At 39.5% G+C, this 22,608-nt stretch carries 24 protein-coding genes; all 24 read left to right on the forward strand.

Features of this window, described 5'->3' with window-relative positions:
* Positions 1-4 precede the first annotated feature (4 nt).
* The 24 genes from glpX (at position 5) to atpG (ending at position 22,594) form a co-directional block, all read left to right on the forward strand.
* Positions 5-973, forward strand: a complete 969-nt coding sequence (gene glpX, locus BLS02_RS02790) for a class II fructose-bisphosphatase (protein WP_092491437.1) — start codon at positions 5-7, stop codon at positions 971-973.
* A 396-nt stretch (positions 974-1,369) separates the two neighbouring features.
* A complete protein-coding gene (rho, locus tag BLS02_RS02795) occupies positions 1,370-2,650 on the forward strand; it encodes a transcription termination factor Rho (RefSeq protein WP_092491438.1) in 1,281 nt (426 codons plus the stop codon).
* Positions 2,651-2,799: 149 nt separating this feature from the next.
* On the forward strand, positions 2,800-3,045 hold the full coding sequence (locus BLS02_RS02800) for a type B 50S ribosomal protein L31 (protein WP_092491439.1): 246 nt from the start codon (positions 2,800-2,802) through the stop codon (positions 3,043-3,045).
* A 357-nt stretch (positions 3,046-3,402) separates the two neighbouring features.
* Positions 3,403-4,023 carry a thymidine kinase gene (locus tag BLS02_RS02805; RefSeq protein ID WP_092491440.1) on the forward strand — a complete coding sequence of 207 codons (621 nt, stop codon included), beginning with the start codon at positions 3,403-3,405 and terminating at the stop codon, positions 4,021-4,023.
* Between the two features lie 334 nt (positions 4,024-4,357).
* Positions 4,358-5,428 carry a peptide chain release factor 1 gene (gene prfA, locus BLS02_RS02810; RefSeq protein WP_092491441.1) on the forward strand — a complete coding sequence of 357 codons (1,071 nt, stop codon included), beginning with the start codon at positions 4,358-4,360 and terminating at the stop codon, positions 5,426-5,428.
* 1 nt (position 5,429) lies between these two features.
* Entirely contained in the window at positions 5,430-6,281 is an 852-nt protein-coding gene (prmC, locus tag BLS02_RS02815) for a peptide chain release factor N(5)-glutamine methyltransferase (RefSeq protein ID WP_092491442.1), read from the forward strand.
* Between the two features lie 71 nt (positions 6,282-6,352).
* Positions 6,353-6,967: a stage II sporulation protein R gene (gene spoIIR / locus BLS02_RS02820; protein WP_092491443.1), complete on the forward strand. Its 615-nt coding sequence runs from the start codon at positions 6,353-6,355 to the stop codon at positions 6,965-6,967.
* 102 nt (positions 6,968-7,069) lie between these two features.
* Positions 7,070-7,471, forward strand: a complete 402-nt coding sequence (locus BLS02_RS02825; protein WP_092491444.1) for a GNAT family N-acetyltransferase — start codon at positions 7,070-7,072, stop codon at positions 7,469-7,471.
* A 442-nt stretch (positions 7,472-7,913) separates the two neighbouring features.
* Positions 7,914-8,921 (forward strand): L-threonylcarbamoyladenylate synthase, encoded by a 1,008-nt coding sequence (locus tag BLS02_RS02830; protein WP_092492212.1) that lies wholly within the window; start codon positions 7,914-7,916, stop codon positions 8,919-8,921.
* Between the two features lie 67 nt (positions 8,922-8,988).
* Positions 8,989-9,543, forward strand: coding sequence for a manganese efflux pump MntP (locus BLS02_RS02835; RefSeq protein ID WP_092491445.1), 555 nt, complete (start codon positions 8,989-8,991; stop codon positions 9,541-9,543).
* Positions 9,544-9,717: 174 nt separating this feature from the next.
* Positions 9,718-10,332 (forward strand): low molecular weight protein arginine phosphatase, encoded by a 615-nt coding sequence (locus BLS02_RS02840; RefSeq protein ID WP_092491446.1) that lies wholly within the window; start codon positions 9,718-9,720, stop codon positions 10,330-10,332.
* Positions 10,333-10,397: 65 nt separating this feature from the next.
* Positions 10,398-10,838, forward strand: a complete 441-nt coding sequence (gene rpiB, locus BLS02_RS02845; protein WP_092491447.1) for a ribose 5-phosphate isomerase B — start codon at positions 10,398-10,400, stop codon at positions 10,836-10,838.
* 29 nt (positions 10,839-10,867) lie between these two features.
* Positions 10,868-11,443, forward strand: coding sequence for a TIGR01440 family protein (locus BLS02_RS02850; protein ID WP_092492213.1), 576 nt, complete (start codon positions 10,868-10,870; stop codon positions 11,441-11,443).
* A gap of 20 nt (positions 11,444-11,463) precedes the next feature.
* The gene (glyA, locus tag BLS02_RS02855) at positions 11,464-12,699 is read left to right on the forward strand and encodes a serine hydroxymethyltransferase (protein ID WP_092491448.1); all 1,236 of its coding nucleotides are present in this window, start codon (positions 11,464-11,466) and stop codon (positions 12,697-12,699) included.
* A 126-nt stretch (positions 12,700-12,825) separates the two neighbouring features.
* Positions 12,826-13,455 (forward strand): uracil phosphoribosyltransferase, encoded by a 630-nt coding sequence (upp, locus tag BLS02_RS02860; RefSeq protein ID WP_092491449.1) that lies wholly within the window; start codon positions 12,826-12,828, stop codon positions 13,453-13,455.
* Positions 13,456-13,473: 18 nt separating this feature from the next.
* Positions 13,474-14,589, forward strand: a complete 1,116-nt coding sequence (wecB, locus tag BLS02_RS02865; protein ID WP_092491450.1) for a non-hydrolyzing UDP-N-acetylglucosamine 2-epimerase — start codon at positions 13,474-13,476, stop codon at positions 14,587-14,589.
* Positions 14,590-14,771: 182 nt separating this feature from the next.
* Positions 14,772-16,931 (forward strand): S8 family serine peptidase, encoded by a 2,160-nt coding sequence (locus BLS02_RS02870; RefSeq protein ID WP_092491451.1) that lies wholly within the window; start codon positions 14,772-14,774, stop codon positions 16,929-16,931.
* 430 nt (positions 16,932-17,361) lie between these two features.
* The gene (locus tag BLS02_RS02875; RefSeq protein ID WP_092491452.1) at positions 17,362-17,730 is read left to right on the forward strand and encodes an ATP synthase subunit I; all 369 of its coding nucleotides are present in this window, start codon (positions 17,362-17,364) and stop codon (positions 17,728-17,730) included.
* 23 nt (positions 17,731-17,753) lie between these two features.
* Positions 17,754-18,476 carry a F0F1 ATP synthase subunit A gene (gene atpB / locus BLS02_RS02880; RefSeq protein WP_092491453.1) on the forward strand — a complete coding sequence of 241 codons (723 nt, stop codon included), beginning with the start codon at positions 17,754-17,756 and terminating at the stop codon, positions 18,474-18,476.
* 148 nt (positions 18,477-18,624) lie between these two features.
* Entirely contained in the window at positions 18,625-18,831 is a 207-nt protein-coding gene (gene atpE / locus BLS02_RS02885; protein ID WP_092491454.1) for a F0F1 ATP synthase subunit C, read from the forward strand.
* 125 nt (positions 18,832-18,956) lie between these two features.
* Positions 18,957-19,481: a F0F1 ATP synthase subunit B gene (gene atpF, locus BLS02_RS02890; protein WP_092491455.1), complete on the forward strand. Its 525-nt coding sequence runs from the start codon at positions 18,957-18,959 to the stop codon at positions 19,479-19,481.
* Entirely contained in the window at positions 19,481-20,023 is a 543-nt protein-coding gene (locus BLS02_RS02895) for a F0F1 ATP synthase subunit delta (protein ID WP_092491456.1), read from the forward strand. The genes atpF and BLS02_RS02895 overlap by 1 nt, the downstream gene beginning before the upstream one ends.
* A 21-nt stretch (positions 20,024-20,044) precedes the next feature.
* Entirely contained in the window at positions 20,045-21,553 is a 1,509-nt protein-coding gene (gene atpA / locus BLS02_RS02900) for a F0F1 ATP synthase subunit alpha (protein WP_092491457.1), read from the forward strand.
* Between the two features lie 177 nt (positions 21,554-21,730).
* Positions 21,731-22,594, forward strand: a complete 864-nt coding sequence (gene atpG, locus BLS02_RS02905) for an ATP synthase F1 subunit gamma (protein WP_092491458.1) — start codon at positions 21,731-21,733, stop codon at positions 22,592-22,594.
* The last annotated feature ends 14 nt before the right edge of the window (positions 22,595-22,608 follow it).

Raw genomic sequence — 22,608 nt, forward strand, 5'->3', positions numbered from 1 at the left:
TATTATGGAAAGAAGTTTAACAATGGAAATCGTACGCGTCACAGAGGCAGCTGCATTATCATCAGCACGATGGATGGGGCGAGGCAAAAAGGAAGAAGCCGACGATGCAGCAACATCAGCAATGCGTGACGTTTTTGATACAATTCCGATGCAGGGAACAGTTGTAATCGGTGAAGGTGAAATGGATGAAGCACCAATGCTCTATATTGGTGAAGAGCTTGGGACTGGATCTGGTCCAAGGGTAGATATAGCCGTTGACCCATTGGAAGGAACAAACATTGTTGCTCAGGGTACATGGAATGCACTTGCCGTAATAGCGATCGCCGACCATAAGAAGCTTTTGCATGCGCCCGATATGTACATGCAAAAACTAGCTGTCGGACCAGAAGCAGTAGGCAAAGTAGATATTAATGCATCAACACTAGAAAACTTAAAAGCTGTTGCGAAAGCCAAAAATAAAAATATGGAAGATCTTGTGGCAGTCGTTTTGGATCGCCCTCGTCATGCAGAGCTAGTTGAGGAAATACGCGCTGCAGGTGCACGAATCAAGTTAATTCCAGACGGTGATGTGGCTGGAGCAATGAACACAGCTTTTGATGATACAGGTGTAGATATTTTATTAGGTACAGGTGGAGCCCCAGAGGGTGTACTGGCTGCAGTTGCCTTAAAATGTCTAGGCGGTGAAATCCAAGGAAAGCTTGTCCCGGCAAACGATGAAGAAACAAATCGTTGTAAAGAAATGGGAATAGCTGATACGAATAAAGTATTCTATATGGATGATTTCTGTGGTGGTGATGATGCAATTTTCGCCGCAACAGGAGTCACTGACGGTGAATTGTTACAAGGTGTCCAGTTTAAAGGCGTCAAGGCAACAACACAAACAGTAGTTATGCGTGCCAAAAGTGGGACAGTCCGTTTTATCGATGGCGACCATAGCCTGAAGAAAAAACCAAACCTCGTAATGGAACCATAATAAATTATTATAGAAGGGAAGCCAATTTCGCGGCTTCCTTCTCTATTTATCATCCAACTGCCAAGAATATAAAAATAGAGTTGAATATTATGACACAAACAGGTATTATTGTAGATGTTTAATACTAGTAATGATTGGTTAATATAATTTATAAAAACAACTTCTATTCTAGCTTCCGACAACTCTTCATTTCTGTTAGAACAGACCATATAACTAATAAACCCGAGTAACTTACTTTAGAAAATTTGACTTTTCGCCAAGCCTTATTGGCGAAAGCCTTAGTTGCACTTATGCAGTAAGAAAGGATTTATATTTTCTTATCTGCCTAAAAATACAAGAACTTCATATTTTTTGATTAAATTTTAAAATGTAAAAATGAATAGGCGTGGTGATTAAATGGCTGAATTATCAATCTCTCATTTAGAGACATTAACATTAAAGGATGTATATGCTCTAGCACGAGAGCACAAGGTTTCTTATTATTCAAAACTGACAAAAAAAGAACTTATTTTTGCTATACTTAAAGCTCAAGCTGAAAAAGATGGCTACTTATTTATGGATGGAGTACTGGAGATTATTACATCGGAAGGGTTCGGTTTCTTACGGCCAATCAACTATTCTGCAAGCGCAGAAGACATTTATATCTCTGCATCTCAGATTCGCCGCTTTGACCTGAGAAACGGCGATAAAGTATCTGGAAAGGTACGCCCACCAAAAGAAAATGAACGTTATTATGGACTTTTGCATGTTGATGCTGTGAATGGCGAAGATCCTGAAACCTCAAAGGAACGTGTGCATTTTCCTGCTTTAACAGCACTGTATCCTGATCGATTTATGCAGTTGGAAAAGAACACGAAAAGTCTTTCTACCCGGATTATAGATCTGATGACACCAGTTGGCTTCGGACAGCGTGGTTTAATTGTAGCACCACCAAAAGCTGGTAAAACTGTACTATTAAAAGAAATAGCAAACAGTATCTCAGCAAATCATCCAGATGCAAAACTAATTATTCTGCTAGTGGACGAGCGTCCTGAAGAAGTTACAGATATCGAACGCTCGGTACATTCAGATGTTGATGTAGTTAGTTCAACATTTGATGAAGGTCCAGAAAGCCATATTAAGGTTTCTGAGCTCGTCTTAGAACGAGCAATGCGATTAGTTGAACATAAACGTGATGTAATTGTATTAATGGACAGTATTACGCGTTTGGCACGTGCATATAACCTTGTCATTCCGCCAAGCGGGAGAACACTCTCAGGTGGTATTGACCCGGCTGCATTCCATCGTCCTAAACGGTTCTTTGGTGCGGCACGTAATATTGAAGAGGGTGGAAGCTTTACGATTCTGGCAACGGCTCTGGTTGATACAGGGTCACGGATGGACGATGTTATTTATGAGGAATTTAAAGGAACAGGTAATATGGAACTGCATCTTGACCGCAGCCTGGCTGAGCGTCGGATTTTCCCGGCAATCGATATTTTAAAATCAGGCACACGAAAAGAAGAACTGCTTGTCTCCAAAGAGCACTTGGATAAAATATGGGCTATCCGAAAAACGATGCAGGATTCACATAACTTCCTTGATCGCTTCCTGAAACGATTAAGATCGTCGAAGAATAATATGGAATTTTTCCAGCAAATGGACGAAGAAATGAGCCGTAAAGGTATTAAGAAGTAAACTTGTCTTAAGGAAGTTTTTGCTATTGCAATCGATACTATAGACTGTTATAATCTTTTTATGTGAGTTTAGATAAGGTATCGTACCTATGACGGCTCTTGCAATAAACTCTGTTCCAAAGGATTCAGGGCAAAAAGGAGTGGAAAGACATGAAAAAAGATATTCATCCAGAATACAGAAAAGTTGTGTTTCTTGATACAAGCTCAGATTTTAAATTTATGAGTGGCTCAACACAAAACTCAGAAGAAACAATTGAATGGGAAGATGGTAACACATATCCATTGATCCGTGTTGAAATCAGTTCAGATTCACACCCGTTCTACACAGGTAAACAAAAAGCTGACAAAGTTGGCGGACGTGTAGACCGATTCAAGAAAAAATATAAAATGAACTAAGAGGCTGAAAGAGCTGGGGAATCATATATATTGCACATAGTTTGCTAATTAATAATGATTTGTATCTCCAGTTCTGAAGCTGGATTGATAAAAGGCTGGATAGATTCAGTCAAAAGTAGAAACAGGCAAAATGTCTTACCTTTGCCTGTTTTTTTACTTCCATTTTTAAACTACGGTTCAGAAATGTGGGATAGGATAACCTAATATTAGAAAACTTGGCATATCGCCAAGCTTTAGTTGCACTTATGCTATACTTTCTTAACTGCCAATCTAAAAGTCCTATCAATATTTGTCGAAATAAATGTTAAACAATAATATAAATACATATCGAAAACACGTTGAAGGGAGATCCCGCATATGTACATTATGAAACAAAGTGGCTGGGTAGAAGTCATCTGTGGCAGTATGTTTTCTGGTAAATCAGAAGAATTAATACGCCGCGTTCGTCGTGCAACATACGGCAACTTATCTGTACGCGTTTTTAAGCCAGCGATTGATGATCGTTTTGCCGATGATTCAGTTGTAACACATAACGGCACATCGGCTATCGCACGCCCTGTCAAAAACTCGGATGAAATTCTGGAAGATATCGATAATGAAGTGGATGTCATCGGTATTGACGAAGTCCAATTTTTTGACGATAATATTACAGCAGTAGCTGATGAATTGGCGAATAAAGGTATTCGTGTAATTACAGCTGGCTTGGATACCGACTTTCGTGGTGAACCATTTGGACCGATGCCAAAATTAATGGCGCTGAGTGAATCAGTATCCAAGCTTAATGCTATTTGCCCAATTTGCGGATCACCTGCAAGCCGAACCCAACGCTTAATTGATGGTAAGCCGGCATCATATGACGACCCGGTAATCATGGTAGGTGCATCTGAATCATATGAACCAAGATGCCGCCATCATCATGAAGTCCCAAACAAACCCAAAAATGAAGTAGTAAAAACCCTATCAAAACTATCCAAGTAAAAGAGTGCATAAGCGCTCTTTTTTTGATTAGAGAGTGAAGGATTTCTGGATTTAGCTTTTTTTGGCCAAAAAAACTGAATGATTGCAAGTGAGTACTGAATCAGGTATAGCAAATACTGAATCAACGGCAACGAATACTGAATAAACGCCTCAACGGCCTAAAATAGACTGAATAATCCACACGAAGACTGAATCAACACGCAACAGTTGCGCCCCAGATTCCACAAATAGAAAGAGCTTCTGCAAGGCAGAAAATCACCATCTAAATGTAAACTTTGACCTCCTCACGGGAGTATACTATAATTATACTGTTAATTAGAAAGAGGTGACCGTGATGTTAGATCGTATACAATCATTGGAGAATCGTTATAATAAGCTTAATGAACTACTTAGTGATCCGGATATTATAAGTGATACGAACAAATTACGAGAGTATTCGAAGGAACAATCAGGTCTTGAGGAAATTATTCAGGTATATCGTGAATATAAAGATAAAATGTCGCAGTTAGACGATGCGAAGGCTATGCTTGAAGATGACCTTGATGGCGAAATGAATGATATGGTTAAAATGGAAATTGAGGAATTAAAAGAAAACACAGAATCACTTGAAGAGAAGCTGAAAATTCTTCTTCTGCCAAAAGATCCTAATGATGATAAGAACGTTATTATGGAAATTCGTGGTGCTGCCGGCGGTGATGAGGCTGCGTTATTTGCAGGTGACCTTTATCGCATGTATTCTAAATATGCCGAGATGCAGGGATGGAAGATAGATGTAATTGAGGCTAGTTCCACTGGAGTTGGCGGATATAAGGAAATTATTTTCATGATAAATGGTACTGGAGCATACTCCAAGTTGAAATATGAAAATGGTGCACACCGAGTCCAGCGTGTTCCGGAAACAGAATCTGGCGGCAGGATTCATACATCAACGGCAACTGTAGCCGTACTGCCTGAGACAGAAGATGTCGAAATTGATATTCATGAGAAAGATATTCGTGTGGACACATTTGCATCAAGTGGCCCTGGTGGACAAAGTGTTAACACAACAATGTCCGCTGTTCGTTTGACCCATGATCCAACAGGTGTTGTTGTATCATGTCAAGATGAAAAATCACAGATTAAAAACAAGGAAAAAGCGATGAAAGTTTTGCGTGCACGTATTTATGATAAATTCCAGCGTGAGGCACAAGCTGAGTATGATGAAAATAGAAAATCAGCTGTAGGTACAGGAGATCGTTCGGAACGTATTCGTACGTATAATTTCCCGCAAACTCGTGTTACCGATCACCGCATTGGTTTAACGATTCAGAAGCTTGACCAGGTATTAGAAGGCAAGTTAGATGACTTCATTGATGCAATGTTAGTTGAAGAACAAACCAAAAAATTAGAGCAAATTGGTGAATAATATGGAAAAAGAATCCAAGCAGCATGAAGTCCTCCAATGGGCTTCTCTTTTTTTAAAAAAACATAATCGCGAAGAAAAAGCTGCCGATCTGCTGCTGCAGCATTTCCTCCAAGTATCTAGATCTGATTTTTTCACGATGATGCGTGATCCTGTTCCAGAAAAAATTACAGCGCAATTTCAAGATGCTATAAAAGTTCACGCAGAAACCGGCATTCCAATCCAGCATATTATTGGATACGAAGAATTCTACAGCAGACAATTTAGTGTGAACGAGCATACACTTATCCCAAGGCCAGAAACTGAAGAGCTTGTCCAGCAAGTTATCCAAACTACACCAAACGAGCCTCTCACAATTGTCGATATTGGAACAGGTAGCGGAATTATTGCTGTAACACTGGCGCTTGAGCTCCCTCGAGCAACAGTTTATGCTACTGACATTTCACAAGATGCGCTATCTATTGCACGTCAAAATGCCAAACAATTGGGTGCGGACGTCACATTTCTGCAAGGTGACTTTTTAACACCCCTTATCGGAAAAAAGATAGATATTATTGTTTCGAATCCACCATATATTGCACATCAGGATAAAGCCGGCCTTGTTGACACAGTGAAAAAATTTGACCCGGAGCTTGCTCTCTTTGCTGATGAGAATGGGTTAGCCTCATATAGACAAATCATAGAAGATCTTCCTCACGTCATCAATGGTCATGCAGATATTTTTTTCGAAATTGGTGATAGACAAGGTGAAGCTGTTCGAGCTCTTTTATCCGAACAATTTCCAACAAGTAACGTACAAATCATTAAAGACATAAATAAAAGGGACCGCATTATCCAAGCCCATTTAAAAAAATAATAGATTACTAGTTTAAAAAAATAGTCCCCTGCCCATACTGTTTGTAAATCAGATGGAGGGGGATCATAAAGATGAAGAAACTAGTAATTTCGGCAATTATATTTATTATTATTATATTATCAATGCCAGTTAAGGGAACAAGTGATGAATCACATTCCGATTCCAACATTAAAGTTATACCGGATGAGGCAATTCGGTTACGCATTCTAGCAAACAGTGATAATGATGAAGATCAGCAATTGAAACGAATGGTCCGCGATGAGGTCAATGCTGTTATTTCCGAATGGGTTAAGGAGATAACCGATATCAATCAAGCGAGAGATTTGATTGATGCACGTACCCCAGAAATTGAAGCAATTGTAGCGGATGTTCTGAAACGGGAAAATATTGAGCAAGATTATCATGTAGAATATGGAACAAATGTTACATTTCCAGCAAAATTATATGGAAATTTCCTATATCCACCAGGTGAGTACGAAGCTGTTTTAATAACGCTTGGTCAAGGTAAAGGTTCTAATTGGTGGTGTGTTCTATTTCCACCATTATGCTTCTTGGACTTTTCTAATGGAACGAGTGTTGCCAGTGCAAGTAGTGATGAAGAAGTAGATGACAAAGCGTTAGCTGAAGAAGATGATGAACAAGCTGAAGTAAAGTTTTTTCTTTTTGAATGGTTTGGCTGGTCATAGACTTTATAGTTTTTGCATAGGATATATAGAAAACTTGGCTTATCGCCAAGATCTAATGGCGAAAGCCTTAGTTATACTATCAAAAATAATAGAGGTGAAAAAATGAAATTAATCGCAGCAAACCAGGCATCTCAGGAAAAACTGGAAAGCTTTTTAACAAGTAATGATAACGTGGAACAAGATTTACTGAAGAAAAAAGGCTATATTGTGGAAATTGATAATAATATTGAAGGGTGCTTTATATTAGATTCCATCGATGATGATATATACTGGTTGAAGCAGCTTTATATTACGAAAGACTATGCAAAATCATTACCTGTTTTACTGGAAGCTATTCTAGCAATGGCAAAAGAAAAACAAGCGAAGAAAGTATTTGTCCACAGCCATCAGCCAATGGTCGATATTTTATTAGAAGCATTACAGTTTTATCCACAGAAAGAAAACATTTTAGTGGATAAACACCCAATCGATAAAGGTAGTTGGTGGACTTATAACGTATCTTAAGCACATATCCACAGTTATACACAATTCCTTGTGTATAAGGTGTTTAAAAACTGTGGATTTTAAATATAATTTATTAACAATCCCCCGTTAATAAGGCATAATTTGTGGATAGTCTGTGGAAAATCTTCAACAGGCTATTTTTATGTGCGTTTTTAATAGATTCTTGTTAGCAAAAATCAATCAACTGTGAAGTAATGTGGAAAAATACTTAAGTGCTACGACAACGCTGCGGAAATACACTTCGCGCAACTTAGGGCGGCTGGCATCTAAGCACTCAACATCATTGGAACGAAAAAAAGCAGTACAAAAAAATTTTTCACTATGCCGCAGTTTATATCTAATTCCAAAGACTAAAAACATCAATCTTTACTTAAAGAGCTATTTTTTTGCCAAAAAAACCACCATCGACTAAAATTAACGTTAGAAAAGAGGCTCAACGATGATGCAAACAAAACGATGGAATGTACAAACAAATAAAATGGCAATTTCAGAAGCTGCGGCCCTATTAGAAGACGGTCAAACAGTAGCTTTTCCAACTGAAACAGTTTATGGATTAGGGGCAGATGCGACTAATAACACTGCTGTCTCAAAAATTTTTGAGGCAAAAGGGCGGCCTGAAGATAATCCGTTAATCGCCCATGTTGCCACTAAAGAGCAATTAAACAGTCTGGTAAGCTCGTTATCACCAATTGCAGAAAAGTTAATTGATGCATTCACACCTGGCCCGGTAACATTCGTTCTGCCAAGTAATGGGACGTGCGCAGAAAATGTAACTGCAGGGTTATCCACAATTGGTGTTCGAATACCAGATCATCCAGTTGCGAACAAGTTACTAAAAGAATGCGGTATACCAATTGCCGCTCCGAGCGCGAATGTTTCCGGAAAGCCAAGTCCAACAACAGCAGACCATGTATGGGAAGACTTAAATGGGAAAATCGCCGGACTTGTTGATGGAGGACCAACTGGGGTTGGTGTTGAATCGACAGTTATCGACTGTACACAGGAACTGCCAATTATCCTTAGACCAGGTGGTATAACAAAAGAGCAGCTTGAGCAGGTAGTAGGTAAGGTTATGCTTGATCCGGCACTGGCGAACGCATCCGAGAAGCCAAAAGCCCCTGGAATGAAATATCGACATTATGCACCAGAAGTACCTATGTGGCTAGTAGCGGGGTCACCTGATAGAATGCAGGAAGTAATAAATCGTGAACGAGCTCAACAGAATCGAGTTGGTGTCATGGCAAGTACTGCTACGGCTCGGAAACTGGAGGCCGATCAAATTATTCCGCTTGGCTTTGAATTAAAAGAAATTGCTGCAAATCTTTATGATGCCTTGCGTGAGTTTAAGGATGGGAATATAGATTTAATTTTATGTGAAACATTTCCAGAGACAAATATTGGAGAGGCGATTATGAATCGCTTGAAAAAAGCATCCTCGGCTCATCTGTAAGATTATCATCACATATTTTCACTCGGACATGCATATAGTTTAATAGCATATCCGAGGAGGATGGAGGATGTCGGTATATCAGATTGGGGAAATAGTATCCCTCTTGTTTATGGCAATTGCATTGGGAATGGACGCATTTTCTGTTAGCTTAGGCATGGGGATGCAGCAAGTCAGGTTAAAGCGTATAGCATTAATTGGACTCATAATCGGGTTATTTCACATCATAATGCCGTTTATCGGTATTTTGTTAGGACAAGCAATATCCACACAAATTGGGCAATTCACAACACTTATCGGAGGCCTTTTACTAGTTGGTATAGGTGCGCAAATGGTATTTTCAGCATTTAATCATGATACGAAAAAAATTGTACAACCAGTTGGTATTGGACTATTGTTTTTTGCCATAAGTGTAAGCCTTGATAGCTTTTCAGTTGGATTAAGCTTAGGGATGTCTGGAGTAAAAACAATGATAGCACTTATGCTATTTGGTATTGTTAGTACCGTTCTGACTTGGGCAGGAATGATTTTAGGGAAAAAAGTACACGGATTGCTCGGTGTATACAGTGAAATTTTAGGTGGCAGTATCCTTTGTGGTTTCGGTCTAAATATTTTATTTGGATAAGGATTAATTTGCTTGATTTTCTGCTATTGCAGGAGATCTTTTTTTTATGGGAAAAATGTTTGCAAGGTTGTAGTATACCTTTAGTGATTTTAATCATCATGTAAAAGTGTCTGACAATCTCCTTTATTCTATGGTATAGTTTGAATGTGGATTTATATAATCGGAGGTATCCATATGAAGATATTGTTCGTTTGTACAGGAAATACATGTCGAAGTCCAATGGCAGAAGCGTTAATTAAACATAAAATGCCTGATATTCAGGTGCAGTCTGCTGGAATTTTTGCAGGAAAGAATCAACGTCCGAATAACCATGCAATCCAAGCACTGCTAGATCGCGGAATTACATTGGACACTAAATCACAACCAGTAACAGATAAGCTTTTACATTCATCAGACTTAGTAATTACAATGACGACGCAGCATAAGCAATCGTTAATATTGCAGCATCCCAATTTTCAGGACAAATATTTCACACTAAAAGAATATGTATCAGAAGCGGATAAGAAAGTATGGAACGAACTTAAAAAGGCCTATGCCGAATTTGAAGAAAAACGATCCCAGTTCATTCATGAAAATCAGCATGAGCTTAAAAATCATCAACTAGAAGAAGAGCTTACAAAACATCTACAAGATGATATCGAACACATTCAAAAACTGGAGGCCAACTTAATTAACTATGATATTTCCGATCCGTTCGGTGGTGACTTAAAAACATATCAGGACACCTTAAGAGAACTGGAAAAGTATATTGATTTATTGCATAAAAAAATTAACAATTCTAACACTTAAAATATGGAAAGATATAATGCATAATAAAAATAAGACATCTACAATAGGAGAAGGAGAGATGGGTAATGAAAGTTATTTTAACAGCAGACCATGCAGGCATGACAATACGCAGCGAAGTAAAAAATCTGTTGGACGAAATGAATATTGAATACGAAGACACTGGCTGTTCATGCGAGACATCAGTCGATTATCCGGATTATTCATTGCCGGCGGCTGAACGCGTTGCCAGTGGTGAATTTGATCGAGGTATCTTTATTTGCGGGACAGGGATTGGCATGTCGATTTCGGCAAATAAGGTGAAAGGTATACGGTGTGCATTGACACATGATGTTTATAGTGCGAAATTAACTCGCCAGCACAATGACTCCAATATCCTTGCAATGGGTGAACGAGTAATTGGCCCTGGTCTGGCTCGCGAAATTGCTAAAATATGGCTTGAAACTGAATTTGATGGTGGGCGCCACGCAAATCGTATCGGAAAAATCACATCATACGAAGATAAATAAAATCTCCTAAAACAGGATGGTGATTTATGATGACGGATTTAATACAGCGAGTCGAGCGTGATGTGGAAGCTGTCGTTTCACAATGGATTGAAAGTGACCATCTTAAGAAGGGCGATTTATTTGTAATTGGCTGTTCAACAAGTGAAGTCGCTGGCTCGCATATAGGTACATCCGGGAGTGAGGAGATTGCTTCAGTTATTTTTAAAGCGTTGAAAAGGCTAAAGCAGCAAATTGGTGTTCAGCTCGTTTTCCAATGCTGTGAACATTTGAATCGAGCCTTAGTCGTTGAAAAAGAAACGATGCTACAGCAGCACCTTGAGGGAGTTTCCGTTATCCCAGTGCGAAAAGCAGGTGGATCAATGGCAACGTTTGCCTATAAGAATATGGTTGATCCAGTAGTTGTTGAAACGATTCAGGCAAACAGTGGAATGGATATAGGAGAAACTATGATTGGCATGCACTTAAGGCAAGTAGCTGTCCCGCTCCGTTTTGAACAACGGATGATTGGTGATGCAAGGGTGACCACTGCACGCACACGACCAAAATTAATCGGCGGAAAGCGTGCAGTATATGAAGATATAGAATTAAATAATCGTTGCACTTAATTACATAAGGGGGAAGTATAATGGAACATGTTAAACAAGCAGATAATGAATTATTTAACGCAATTCAAGCAGAAAAAACACGGCAGCAGGAGAAAATTGAGCTAATCGCATCTGAAAACTTTGTATCTGAAGCAGTTATGGAAGCAATGGGTTCTGTGCTAACCAATAAATATGCAGAAGGTTATCCAGGTAAACGCTACTATGGTGGCTGTGAGCATGTTGATGTCGTAGAAAATCTGGCGCGTGATCGTGCAAAAAAATTGTTTGATGCAGAACATGCCAATGTACAGCCTCATTCTGGTGCACAAGCAAATATGGCAGTCTATTTTACTGCATTAGAACCAGGCGATACTGTTTTAGGAATGAATCTTAACCATGGCGGTCACCTAACACATGGTAGCCCAGTTAATTTCAGTGGTAAGCTTTATAACTTCGTTGACTATGGTGTCGATAAGGAAACTGAGCAGCTTGACTATGATGCTGTTTTAGAACACGCAAAAGAAGTACAGCCAAAGATGATTGTTGCCGGGGCTAGTGCATATTCACGTGAAATTGATTTTGGCAAATTCCGCGAAATTGCAGATGCCGTAGATGCATATCTTATGGTTGATATGGCACATATCGCTGGTCTAGTCGCTTCCGGATTACATTCTAGTCCTGTTCCATATGCAGATTTTGTCACAACAACTACACATAAAACATTGCGTGGACCACGTGGCGGAATGATTCTTTGTAAAGAAGAATACGCGAAGAAAATCGACAAGTCCGTATTTCCAGGTATGCAGGGTGGACCATTAATGCATGTGATTGCTGCAAAAGCAACATCATTTAATGAAGCATTATCAGACGATTTTAAATCATACTCCAAGCAGGTCATTGAAAACGCAAAAACTATGGGTGAAGCACTGAAGAACGAAGGAGTACGTGTTGTTTCTGGTGGAACAGATAATCATTTATTGTTACTCGACGTTACTCCACTGGAACTTACAGGTAAGGTCGCTGAAAAAGTACTGGATGAAATTGGTATTACTACGAATAAAAATACAATTCCATTTGATACGGAGAGTCCATTCGTAACAAGTGGCGTCCGCATCGGAACCGCTGCTGTCACAACACGCGGCTTTGCAAAAGCAGAAATGAAAGAAATCGCATCAATTATTTCATTCACATTAAAAAATCATGAAGATGAAGTTAAATTAAGTGAAGCTGCAGATCGCGTTAAAGCGTTAACTGGCAAGTTTCCACTATACGCATAACTAATCAGGATGTTCCTTTTTGAGGAGCATCTCTTTTTGGTTAAAATTTAACGGTTCACTTGAAAGCTTGTCCTTTTTTCAGTACAATTTTAAAGATGCAACTATTAATAAGGAGTGATCGGCAAAATGGGAAATGTATTCGTACTGGATCATCCGTTAATTCAACATAAGTTAACGTACATAAGAGAAAAGTCTACAGGAACAAAAGAATTTCGTGAGCTTGTTGACGAGGTTGCAATGTTAATGGCCTTTGAAATCACAAGAAATCTTCCGCTGCAGGATAAAACGATCAATACACCAGTGATGGAAACACAAACGAAAGTATTAGCTGGTAAAAAGATTGGTCTTATACCAATTCTTCGTGCTGGTCTTGGAATGGTTGACGGCGTTTTGAAGCTAATTCCAGCAGCAAAAGTTGGCCATGTTGGTTTATACCGCGATCCAGAAACACTGAAACCGGTGGAGTATTACATTAAACTTCCATCGGATATAGAAGAGCGTGAATTAATTGTTATTGACCCAATGCTTGCTACTGGCGGATCAGCAAATGATGCGATACATTCCTTAAAAAAACGTGGTGCTAAGCAAATCCGTTTAATGTGTCTAATTGCTGCACCTGAAGGTGTGGAAGTAATTAAAGAAGAGCATCCGGATGTTGATATTTACCTCGGAGCTCTTGATGAAAAGTTAGATGATAAAGGCTATATAAGACCAGGCCTTGGTGATGCTGGAGACCGTCTGTTTGGTACAAAATAAGTTTAAGGTGGAAATATAATGAGTAGACGTATTAAAGTCATGACAATATTTGGAACGAGGCCAGAAGCAATCAAAATGGCCCCGCTTGTTCTTGAATTGAAGAAGCGCCCAGATGAATTTGAGCCAATTGTTACTGTAACTGCACAGCATCGGGAAATGCTCGACCAAGTGCTGGATATTTTTGAAATTACACCTGATTTCGATTTAAATATTATGAAACAAAAACAGTCATTGGCACAAATTACAACACGAGCACTTGAAGGCTTGGACGAGGTAATGAAAGAAACCAAACCAGATATTGTGCTTGTCCATGGCGATACGACTACAACATTTGCTGCTTCCCTTGCTGGTTACTACAATCAGATTGCAGTTGGGCATGTTGAAGCAGGCTTACGTACGTGGGATAAATATTCACCATATCCAGAGGAAATGAATCGCCAGTTAACAGGTGTTATGGCTGATTTGCATTTTGCACCAACCGATAGATCAATGCAAAACCTATTGGAGGAAAATAAACCATACGACAGTATTTTTGTAACAGGAAATACAGCAATAGATGCATTGAAAACGACGGTTGACGATGCGTATTCAAGCCCAATCATTGATGCACTTGGAGACAAGCGATTAGTTCTTATGACAGCCCATCGGCGCGAGAACCTTGGTAATAATATGGAGCAAATGTTCCGGGCCATTAAGCGACTCGTCGAAACACATGATGACGTTCAGGTTGTCTACCCAGTCCATTTGAATCCAGTTGTCCAGCAGACCGCAAATGATATCTTAGGTGATGATGGTCGCATTCAATTAATTGAGCCACTTGGTGTTGTTGACTTTCATAACTTTGCTGCCAGGTCCCATTTAATTATGACCGATTCAGGCGGGGTACAGGAGGAAGCTCCATCATTGGGTGTACCTGTCCTCGTTCTGCGTGATACAACCGAGCGACCTGAAGGTATTGACGCGGGAACATTAAAATTAGCAGGGACCGATGAAGATACAATTTTTGACCTAGCTAATGAATTGCTGAGTGATGACGAGGCTCATCTAAAAATGGCTAAAGCGTCCAATCCATATGGTGACGGAGAGGCTTCAAGAAAAATAGCCGACGCGATAGTAGGATATTTTAATAGTTAGTTGATAAAAATCCAGCCTTGGCGCTGGGTTTTTTTCGTCGAAATGCTACTAGAAATGTCTAAGTGAATGAGCAACACACCGTGCTTTTTCACTCTACTCGATTTATTTCCCATGTATGAATCTTCCTCTTTTGCCAAATGATAAATAGCACACATTATCGATCAAAAGGGGACCCATAAGCTATGCGTTTTTTCCTGACTATACTATTAATATCCATTACAGTCTTACCTGCATCTACCCACGCAATAGCCGATAATACCGCATCCATTATCATAGAAGTTGAAGGTGATCCATCAGAACATAAAAAATATCTTGAAGTGTATCATCCTTACATAGATGTTATTGCAACGTACGAGACACTTTTTAACGGTCTAGCACTGCAGGCAACCCCTAAAAAACTGGAGAAAATGGAATCATTGGAATTTATTAAAGCCATTCATCCCGTTACTACATATCAAACACAGTACGAGCTGCTTAAAGAAAAAACGAAAAACGCAGTTATGCCTGCCTCTCTCAATGACACCACATATACTGGAAAAGGTGTACAGGTGGCTGTAGTCGACACAGGAATTGATTATGACCATCCGGACCTCGCTTCAAATTATGTAGCAGGATTTGATTTGGTAGATCTTGATGATGATCCGATGGAAACAATCCAATCCCAAGGAATGCCGACGCTTCATGGGACACATGTAGCAGGAATAATTGCAGCTAATGGTGATCTGGAGGGGGTTGCTCCTCAAGTTGATTTATATGCTTATCGTGCTCTTGGGCCTGGTGGTCGAGGAACATCCGTACAAGTGATTGCGGCATTGGAACAGGCTGTGGATGATGGGGCAGATATCATTAATCTCTCCCTGGGAAATTCTGTGAATGGTCCGGATTTTCCGACAAGTGTTGCTGTAAATCGTGCGGTTGAACTTGGTGTCGCAGTCGTCATTGCTAATGGGAATAATGGGCCGGGCGACTGGACTGTTGGCTCACCTGCCACGGCAACAAATGCGCTTTCTGTTGGAGCGGCAGCTAATCCGCAGACAGTGCCATATTTGTTGGAAACATTGGAAGATAAAAAAATTAAACTAACGCAAATGGCAGGGTCAACACCATGGAATTTCTCGACAGACTATAAGATAGCGCAACTAACCAGCAAAAACATCAAAGGTAAAATAGCTTTCTCCAGTCGTGGGAAAACCCCTTTTCACAAAAAAGCTAAGATGGCACAGGATGCTGGGGCAATCGCGTTGCTTATTTCAAATAATGAGCCTGGTATTTTTCAAGGGTCAGTTGAGAATGCAGAAGATCCAATTCAGATCCCCGTTGCAGCCATTTCGAAACAGGATGGGGAATGGCTTGAGCAATACACGAAGGGCAAGAAAGTTTACATGGAATCAAATTACGAAAAGTCTAAACTAGCAATAGCTGATTTTAGTTCTCGTGGTCCTGTAACGGTTAACTGGGACTTGAAGCCTGAAGTTAGTGCACCAGGCACAAATATCCTAAGCACCGTTCCAGGAGGATACCAGGAGCTGCAGGGAACAAGTATGGCGGCTCCACATGTAACAGGAGCAATGGCACTCCTTAAAGAAGCACATCCAGACTGGACAATTAAACAACTTACCGGTGCACTAAAAACCACTGCAAGCAGGATTAATACAAATCAATCAATACCTTTCAAACCAAACATTCAGGGGATGGGTGAAATTCAGCCACAAAAAGCTATAAATACCCCAACTATTATCCATAATCCATTGCTGTCATTCAGAAAAGTAACGGATTACAAAGAAACAAAGAAGATTGAACTGACCATCGAAAATAACTCCAAACAGGTACAAACTTATGCATTTAACATACCCAAGCAGCAAAAGGGACTTAGATGGAATCTGCCACAGACGTTTACAATCCCAGCCGGCGAGACGAGGAAGATCCCTGTTGAACTGAGTGTTAACAGTACACTACTAGAAAAAGGACTACACCAAGGTTGGCTTACGTTAAAGCAGGGAAAAGAGCTGTATCATTTACCATACTTGTTTGTGAATGAAACTGCTGACTATCCTAAGGCAATGGGATTCGAATTTTCATTAAAACCTTTTTCAGATGACCAGTTTGTCTATCAGCTATACTTAACTGACCCAGCTAAAAGTGTCGATGTGAAGTTGTACAACCCCGAAACTCTGATTTTTGATCGGCAGTTTTTACAAACGGAAGAAGTGCAGGTAGGTATGAATGAAGGTTATTTAAAAGAATCTGAATTAGGTAAACCTGGAAGGTATCTTGCAATTATTACGGTTCATTTGGAGAATGGCGAGCTTGAGAGTTATCAAACCGTAATTTATATTCAATAACCAAATTCGACAAGATACTGTTCACAGAATCGTCATTAAATTAAGGAGTGATTTCATTTATAATAGTAACTAAGTAATTATTTCATGGTTTGTCTGTACTCGGTGAAATGGTAGTATTATGCTGCCTGAAAATTGGTAACTAGTCAAGTAGTTTTTCGTTGTCATTCTAATTGACAATGGGGTATGGCTAATGTACACTAATCAAGTGTGGAATGATAAGGGTTACACTATGCTGAAATAATTGTGTTTTTAAGTAAAAATTGTTACATAAGTGTACCAAAATTGTTCCGCATAAGCAGTGATTTATCTCACTTATTTTTTTGTTTTAACTAGTAAAAATATTTAAGTGAGGTCAATTCGACAAGCTTTTTAATAGAGCTTGACTACGAACAATCTATTTTACGCGAAAACACAGGAGAAGAGTCAAATCATGTCGAATTATCAAAGTATGGCCACTCGACAACGTAAGTGGATGTTCTACCTTCTCGCAGTTTGGGTACTTGGAGCAGGGTTTACCCCATATCAGAGTATCTTCCTCGGACTTCTTTTAGGAAGCATCGTAAGTTTTTATAATTTATCGCTTTTACAAAAGAAAACAAACGATTTTGCAGAGTCTGTAGAAAAGAATCAATCCGCAAGAGGGCTCGGTACTGTATCGCGACTAGCAGCAGTAGCATTAGCCGTTATTATCGCACTTCGCTTTGAAGAACATTTTCATATTATTGCTGTTTTAATTGGATTAATGACATCCTATCTCGTCATTATAATAGATTTTGTTATGTTCAAATCTAAGGAGTAGTGCATGGAAGAGGGGTGAAGAAAGTGGATCATGAAGCACCATTAGCATTAGATGTATTTGGAATATCATGGCTTGATTTTAATTTATCCAACGTATTGATGATGGCAATTGCCTCCCTTATCGTGTTCGTTCTTTGTGTACTAGGTTCTAGAAAGCTTCAAATGAAGCCAACAGGTGCACAGAATTTTATGGAATGGGTCATTGACTTTGTAAAAGGAATGATTAATGACACGATGGATTGGAAAACAGGTAAGGTTTTCTTGCCTCTGGGTCTGACACTCATCACATACATTCTTGTAAGTAATTTAATGGGTGTTGCAACAATGGTAACATTCGGCCATGACTTATGGTGGAAGTCGCCAACATCCGATCCTGGTATCACACTAACGCTATCAACAATGGTCATCGTGTTAACCCATTATTATGGAATAAAAGTACGCGGGGTAAAAGAATACGGAAAAGACTATATACGTCCATTTCCTGTGTTCCTACCAATAAAGATCATTGAAGAGTTTGCTAACACACTAACATTAGGTCTTCGTCTATTTGGTAACATCTATGCTGGGGAAGTACTGCTTGGCTTACTGGCAGCTACGACATCAGCGGGTATTTGGGGATTCCTTGGCGGAGCAATTCCGATGTTGGCATGGCAAGGGTTCAGCTTGTTTATAGGTTCAATACAAGCATTTATTTTCACAATGCTAACAATGGTCTATATGTCACACAAAGTGTCAAGTGACCATTAAGCAATATTATTTTTGTTAATTAGCCAGTTTCAGCAGAACTTATCTGCTGGAACAGGAAATTATTAGTTACACTTATGCAGTAAGAAAGAATTTATACTTTCTTAACTGCGGAAAAACTTATACAACTATTTTGAGGAGGATTTATATTATGAGTGCTTTAGCAGCAGCAGTAGCAGTAGGTTTAGCGGCATTAGGTGCCGGTGTAGGTAACGGTTTGATCGTAAGTCGTACGGTTGAGGGGATTGCACGTCAGCCAGAACTTAAAAGTCAACTTCAAACAACAATGTTTATTGGTGTAGGTTTGGTTGAGGCAATGCCGATTATCGCGGTAGTAATCGCGCTAATGGTAATGTAATTAAATTTAATCACAAACGAACTTTAATGGCGGAGCGTGTCTATTAAATTAAATAATATAACCTTCGCCGTTGTTTTCAATTTATATTTTAATGCCCAATAAGTAACGTGAAAGGAGTGAATTTTGTGCAAGCATTCACTGGGTTTACTACTATTTATGCATCACTTGGAGGTCTCCAGGTAGGCGACATGCTGACACAACTGTTCTTCTTTATCGTATTGCTTATACTACTGCGTAAATATGCATGGGGCCCATTAATGGGAGTAATGCAAAAGCGTGAAGAATATGTAGCAAATGAAATAGAAGAAGCAGAAAAAAGTCGTGCTGAAGCAGAGAAATCATCACAAGAGGCCGCGGCTCAATTGAAACAAACAAAACAAGAAGCACAAAAGATCATTGAAGATGCAAAAAGTGCTGGTGTGAAGCAAGAGCAGGATATTGTGGAATCTGCACGCAACGAAGCAGACCGCATCAAGAAATCAGCACAAGAAGAAATCGAGAATGAAAAAGAGAAAGCACTTCAAGCACTTCAAGATAAGGTGGCTTCATTATCTGTTCTTATAGCAAGTAAAGTTATTGAAAAAGAAATCAGTGAACAAGATCAAGAGAAATTGATCAACGAATATATTAAAGAGGCAGGAGAAGAGTAATGAGTGAAGCAGTAGTTGCCAAACGTTATGCAGACGCTCTTTTTCAGCTTGGAAACGAACAAGGAAAAATAGAACAGTTAGTAGAAGAATTTAATGTTCTAAAAGAAGTATTTGAATCAAATAGTAAACTTTTAACATTCCTAAAGCATCCACGTGTTAATAATGCGGAAAAGAAACAATTTGTCGATGAAGTGTTTCATGATTTCTCAAGTGATATCGTTCATACATTAAAAATTCTTGCAGAACGTCATCGCATTGAGATTGTACCAGACATTATTGACCATTTTATCCATTCGGTAAACGATGCAAAAGGAATTGCAGTAGCTACAGTATATTCTGTTCGTGAACTAACAGATGCTGAAAAACAGGAGCTTGAAAACACATTTGCAAAACGATTTAATAAACAAACAATCAAGCTAAATAACATTGTTGATCCATCTATTGTTGGCGGCATTAAGTTACGCATCGGCAACACAATATATGATGGAACAATTAGTGGAAAACTAAAGCGTATCGAACGGAGTATTGTAACTGCAAACTAATGAAGATAGGGGTGAAATGGTATGAGCATCAAAGCTGAAGAAATCAGTAGTCTGATTAAACAGCAAATTGAGAATTTTGACTCGGAAATTGAAGTTAGCGATGTCGGGACTGTAATTGAAGTCGGAGACGGTATCGCCCGTGCTCATGGTCTTGACGATGTCATGGCTGGTGAGCTTGTTGAATTTTCAAACGGTGTAATGGGCATGGCGCAAAACCTTGAAGAAAGTAATGTTGGTATCGTTATTTTAGGCCCATTTACAGAGATCAAAGAAGGCGATGAAGTACGCCGCACAGGCAGAATCATGCAAGTACCAGTTGGTGAGGAGCTGCTTGGACGCGTTGTTAATCCTCTAGGACAAACAATTGATGGAAAAGGGCCAGCTGAAACAACTAAATCACGTCCGATTGAATCTGCGGCACCTGGTGTTATGGATCGTAAATCAGTTGATGAACCATTACAAACAGGTATTAAAGCAATCGATGCACTTGTACCAATTGGTCGTGGGCAACGTGAGCTTATCATTGGGGACCGTCAAACAGGTAAAACAACTGTAGCGGTTGATACCATTATAAACCAAAAAGATCAGGATATGATCTGTATATATGTTGCAATCGGTCAAAAAGAGTCAACCGTTAGAGGTACAGTTGAAACATTCCGTCGCTATGGTGCATTGGATAACACAATTGTAGTAACTGCAGGTGCATCAGACCCTGCGCCATTACTATATTTGGCTCCATATACAGGTGTATCAATGGGTGAAGAATTTATGTATAACGGTAAGCATGTACTAGTTGTTTATGATGACTTGTCAAAACAAGCAGCAGCATACCGTGAACTTTCATTATTACTACGTCGCCCGCCAGGCCGTGAAGCATTCCCAGGGGATGTTTTCTACTTACATTCACGCCTTCTGGAACGTGCAGCGAAGTTAAATGATGACAAAGGCGGCGGTTCGTTAACTGCACTGCCATTTGTTGAAACACAAGCAGGCGATATTGGTGCATATATCCCAACAAACGTAATCTCTATTACAGATGGACAGATTTTCTTACAATCTGACTTGTTCTTCTCTGGTGTTCGACCAGCGATTAACGCAGGTTTATCTGTATCCCGTGTTGGTGGTTCAGCACAAATTAAAGCAATGAAAAAAGTAGCAGGTACGCTACGTCTTGACCTTGCATCTTTCCGTGAGTTGGAAGCATTCGCACAGTTTGGCTCTGATCTTGATAAAGCTACAAAAGCAAAGCTTGATCGTGGTGCACGTACAGTTGAAGTACTTAAACAAGGGTTGAATAAGCCAATAGCTGTTGAAAAACAGGTAATGATTATTTACGCACTTACAAAAGGCTTCCTGGATGAGATTCCTGTAGAGGATATCACACGTTTTGAAAGTGAATTCCATCTATGGTTGGATGAAAATAGTAAAGAATTGCTTACATCTATTCGTGATACTGGTAAATTACCAGAAGCAGAAAAGATGGATGATGCAGTTGCGTCATTTAAAAAGACATTCTTACCTAGTGAATAATTGTATAGTACGATAATTGCCCAGAATTAAAAGGAGGTTCGACTAAAAACGTCACGTCTTGTGGCAAAGTCGAACTAACCTGCATCCTTGAAAAAGGAATCCCCTTTTTCTGCGTGTGATGTAACTCAGGGAGTTTTTATTATCCTGTAGGCCATAATGAAAGGGTGGTGAAAAAGCTTGGCATCACTTAGAGATATTAAAAATCGTATTAGTTCCACAACAAAGATGAAACAGATTACAAAGGCTATGGAGATGGTCTCCGCTTCCAAATTAAACAAAGCAGAACAGAATGTTAAATCATTCGTTCCATACAGTGAAAAAATGGAGGAAGTAGTCGGCAGCATTGCAAACGGAAACACGGATGCACAACATCCAATGTTGCAAAAACGCGATGTTAAAAAGACTGGTTATATTGTGATCACATCTGACCGCGGTTTGGCAGGTGCTTATAACAGCAGCGTGCTGCGTAATGTGTTTCGGACAATTAACGAACGTCATAATTCTTCAGATGAGTATACAGTAGTTGCAATTGGACGTATTGGATATGAGTTTTTCAAGAAACGTGATATGCCGATTGCCAAGAGTATAATCGGATTGGCTGACCAACCTGATTTTGCTGAAATTAAAGAACTTGCATCTGAAACAGTGCAAATGTTCACTGACGAAGAAATTGATGAATTAAACATCTATTATAACCATTATGTAAGTGCGATTTCTCAGGAAGTTACATCGAAAAAAATACTGCCGATTACTGACATTGAAGGTAAGGCTGGTATGAGTGGCAGTCAGTATGAATATGAACCGGATCAAGAGCAAATTCTCAAGGTTCTATTACCACAATATGCAGAGAGCTTAATTTACGGTGCATTGTTAGACGGTAAAGCGAGTGAACACGCAGCACGGAGAACTGCAATGAACAGTGCATCCGATAATGCGGAGGATATTATTGATGACTTGTCATTGTCATATAACCGTGCACGCCAGGCAGCTATCACACAAGAGATTACCGAGATAATTGGTGGAGTTGCAGCACTAGAATAGCTACTTGACCAGTT

Source organism: Virgibacillus salinus, assembly GCF_900102415.1.
GTDB lineage: Bacteria > Bacillota > Bacilli > Bacillales > Amphibacillaceae > Lentibacillus > Lentibacillus subterraneus.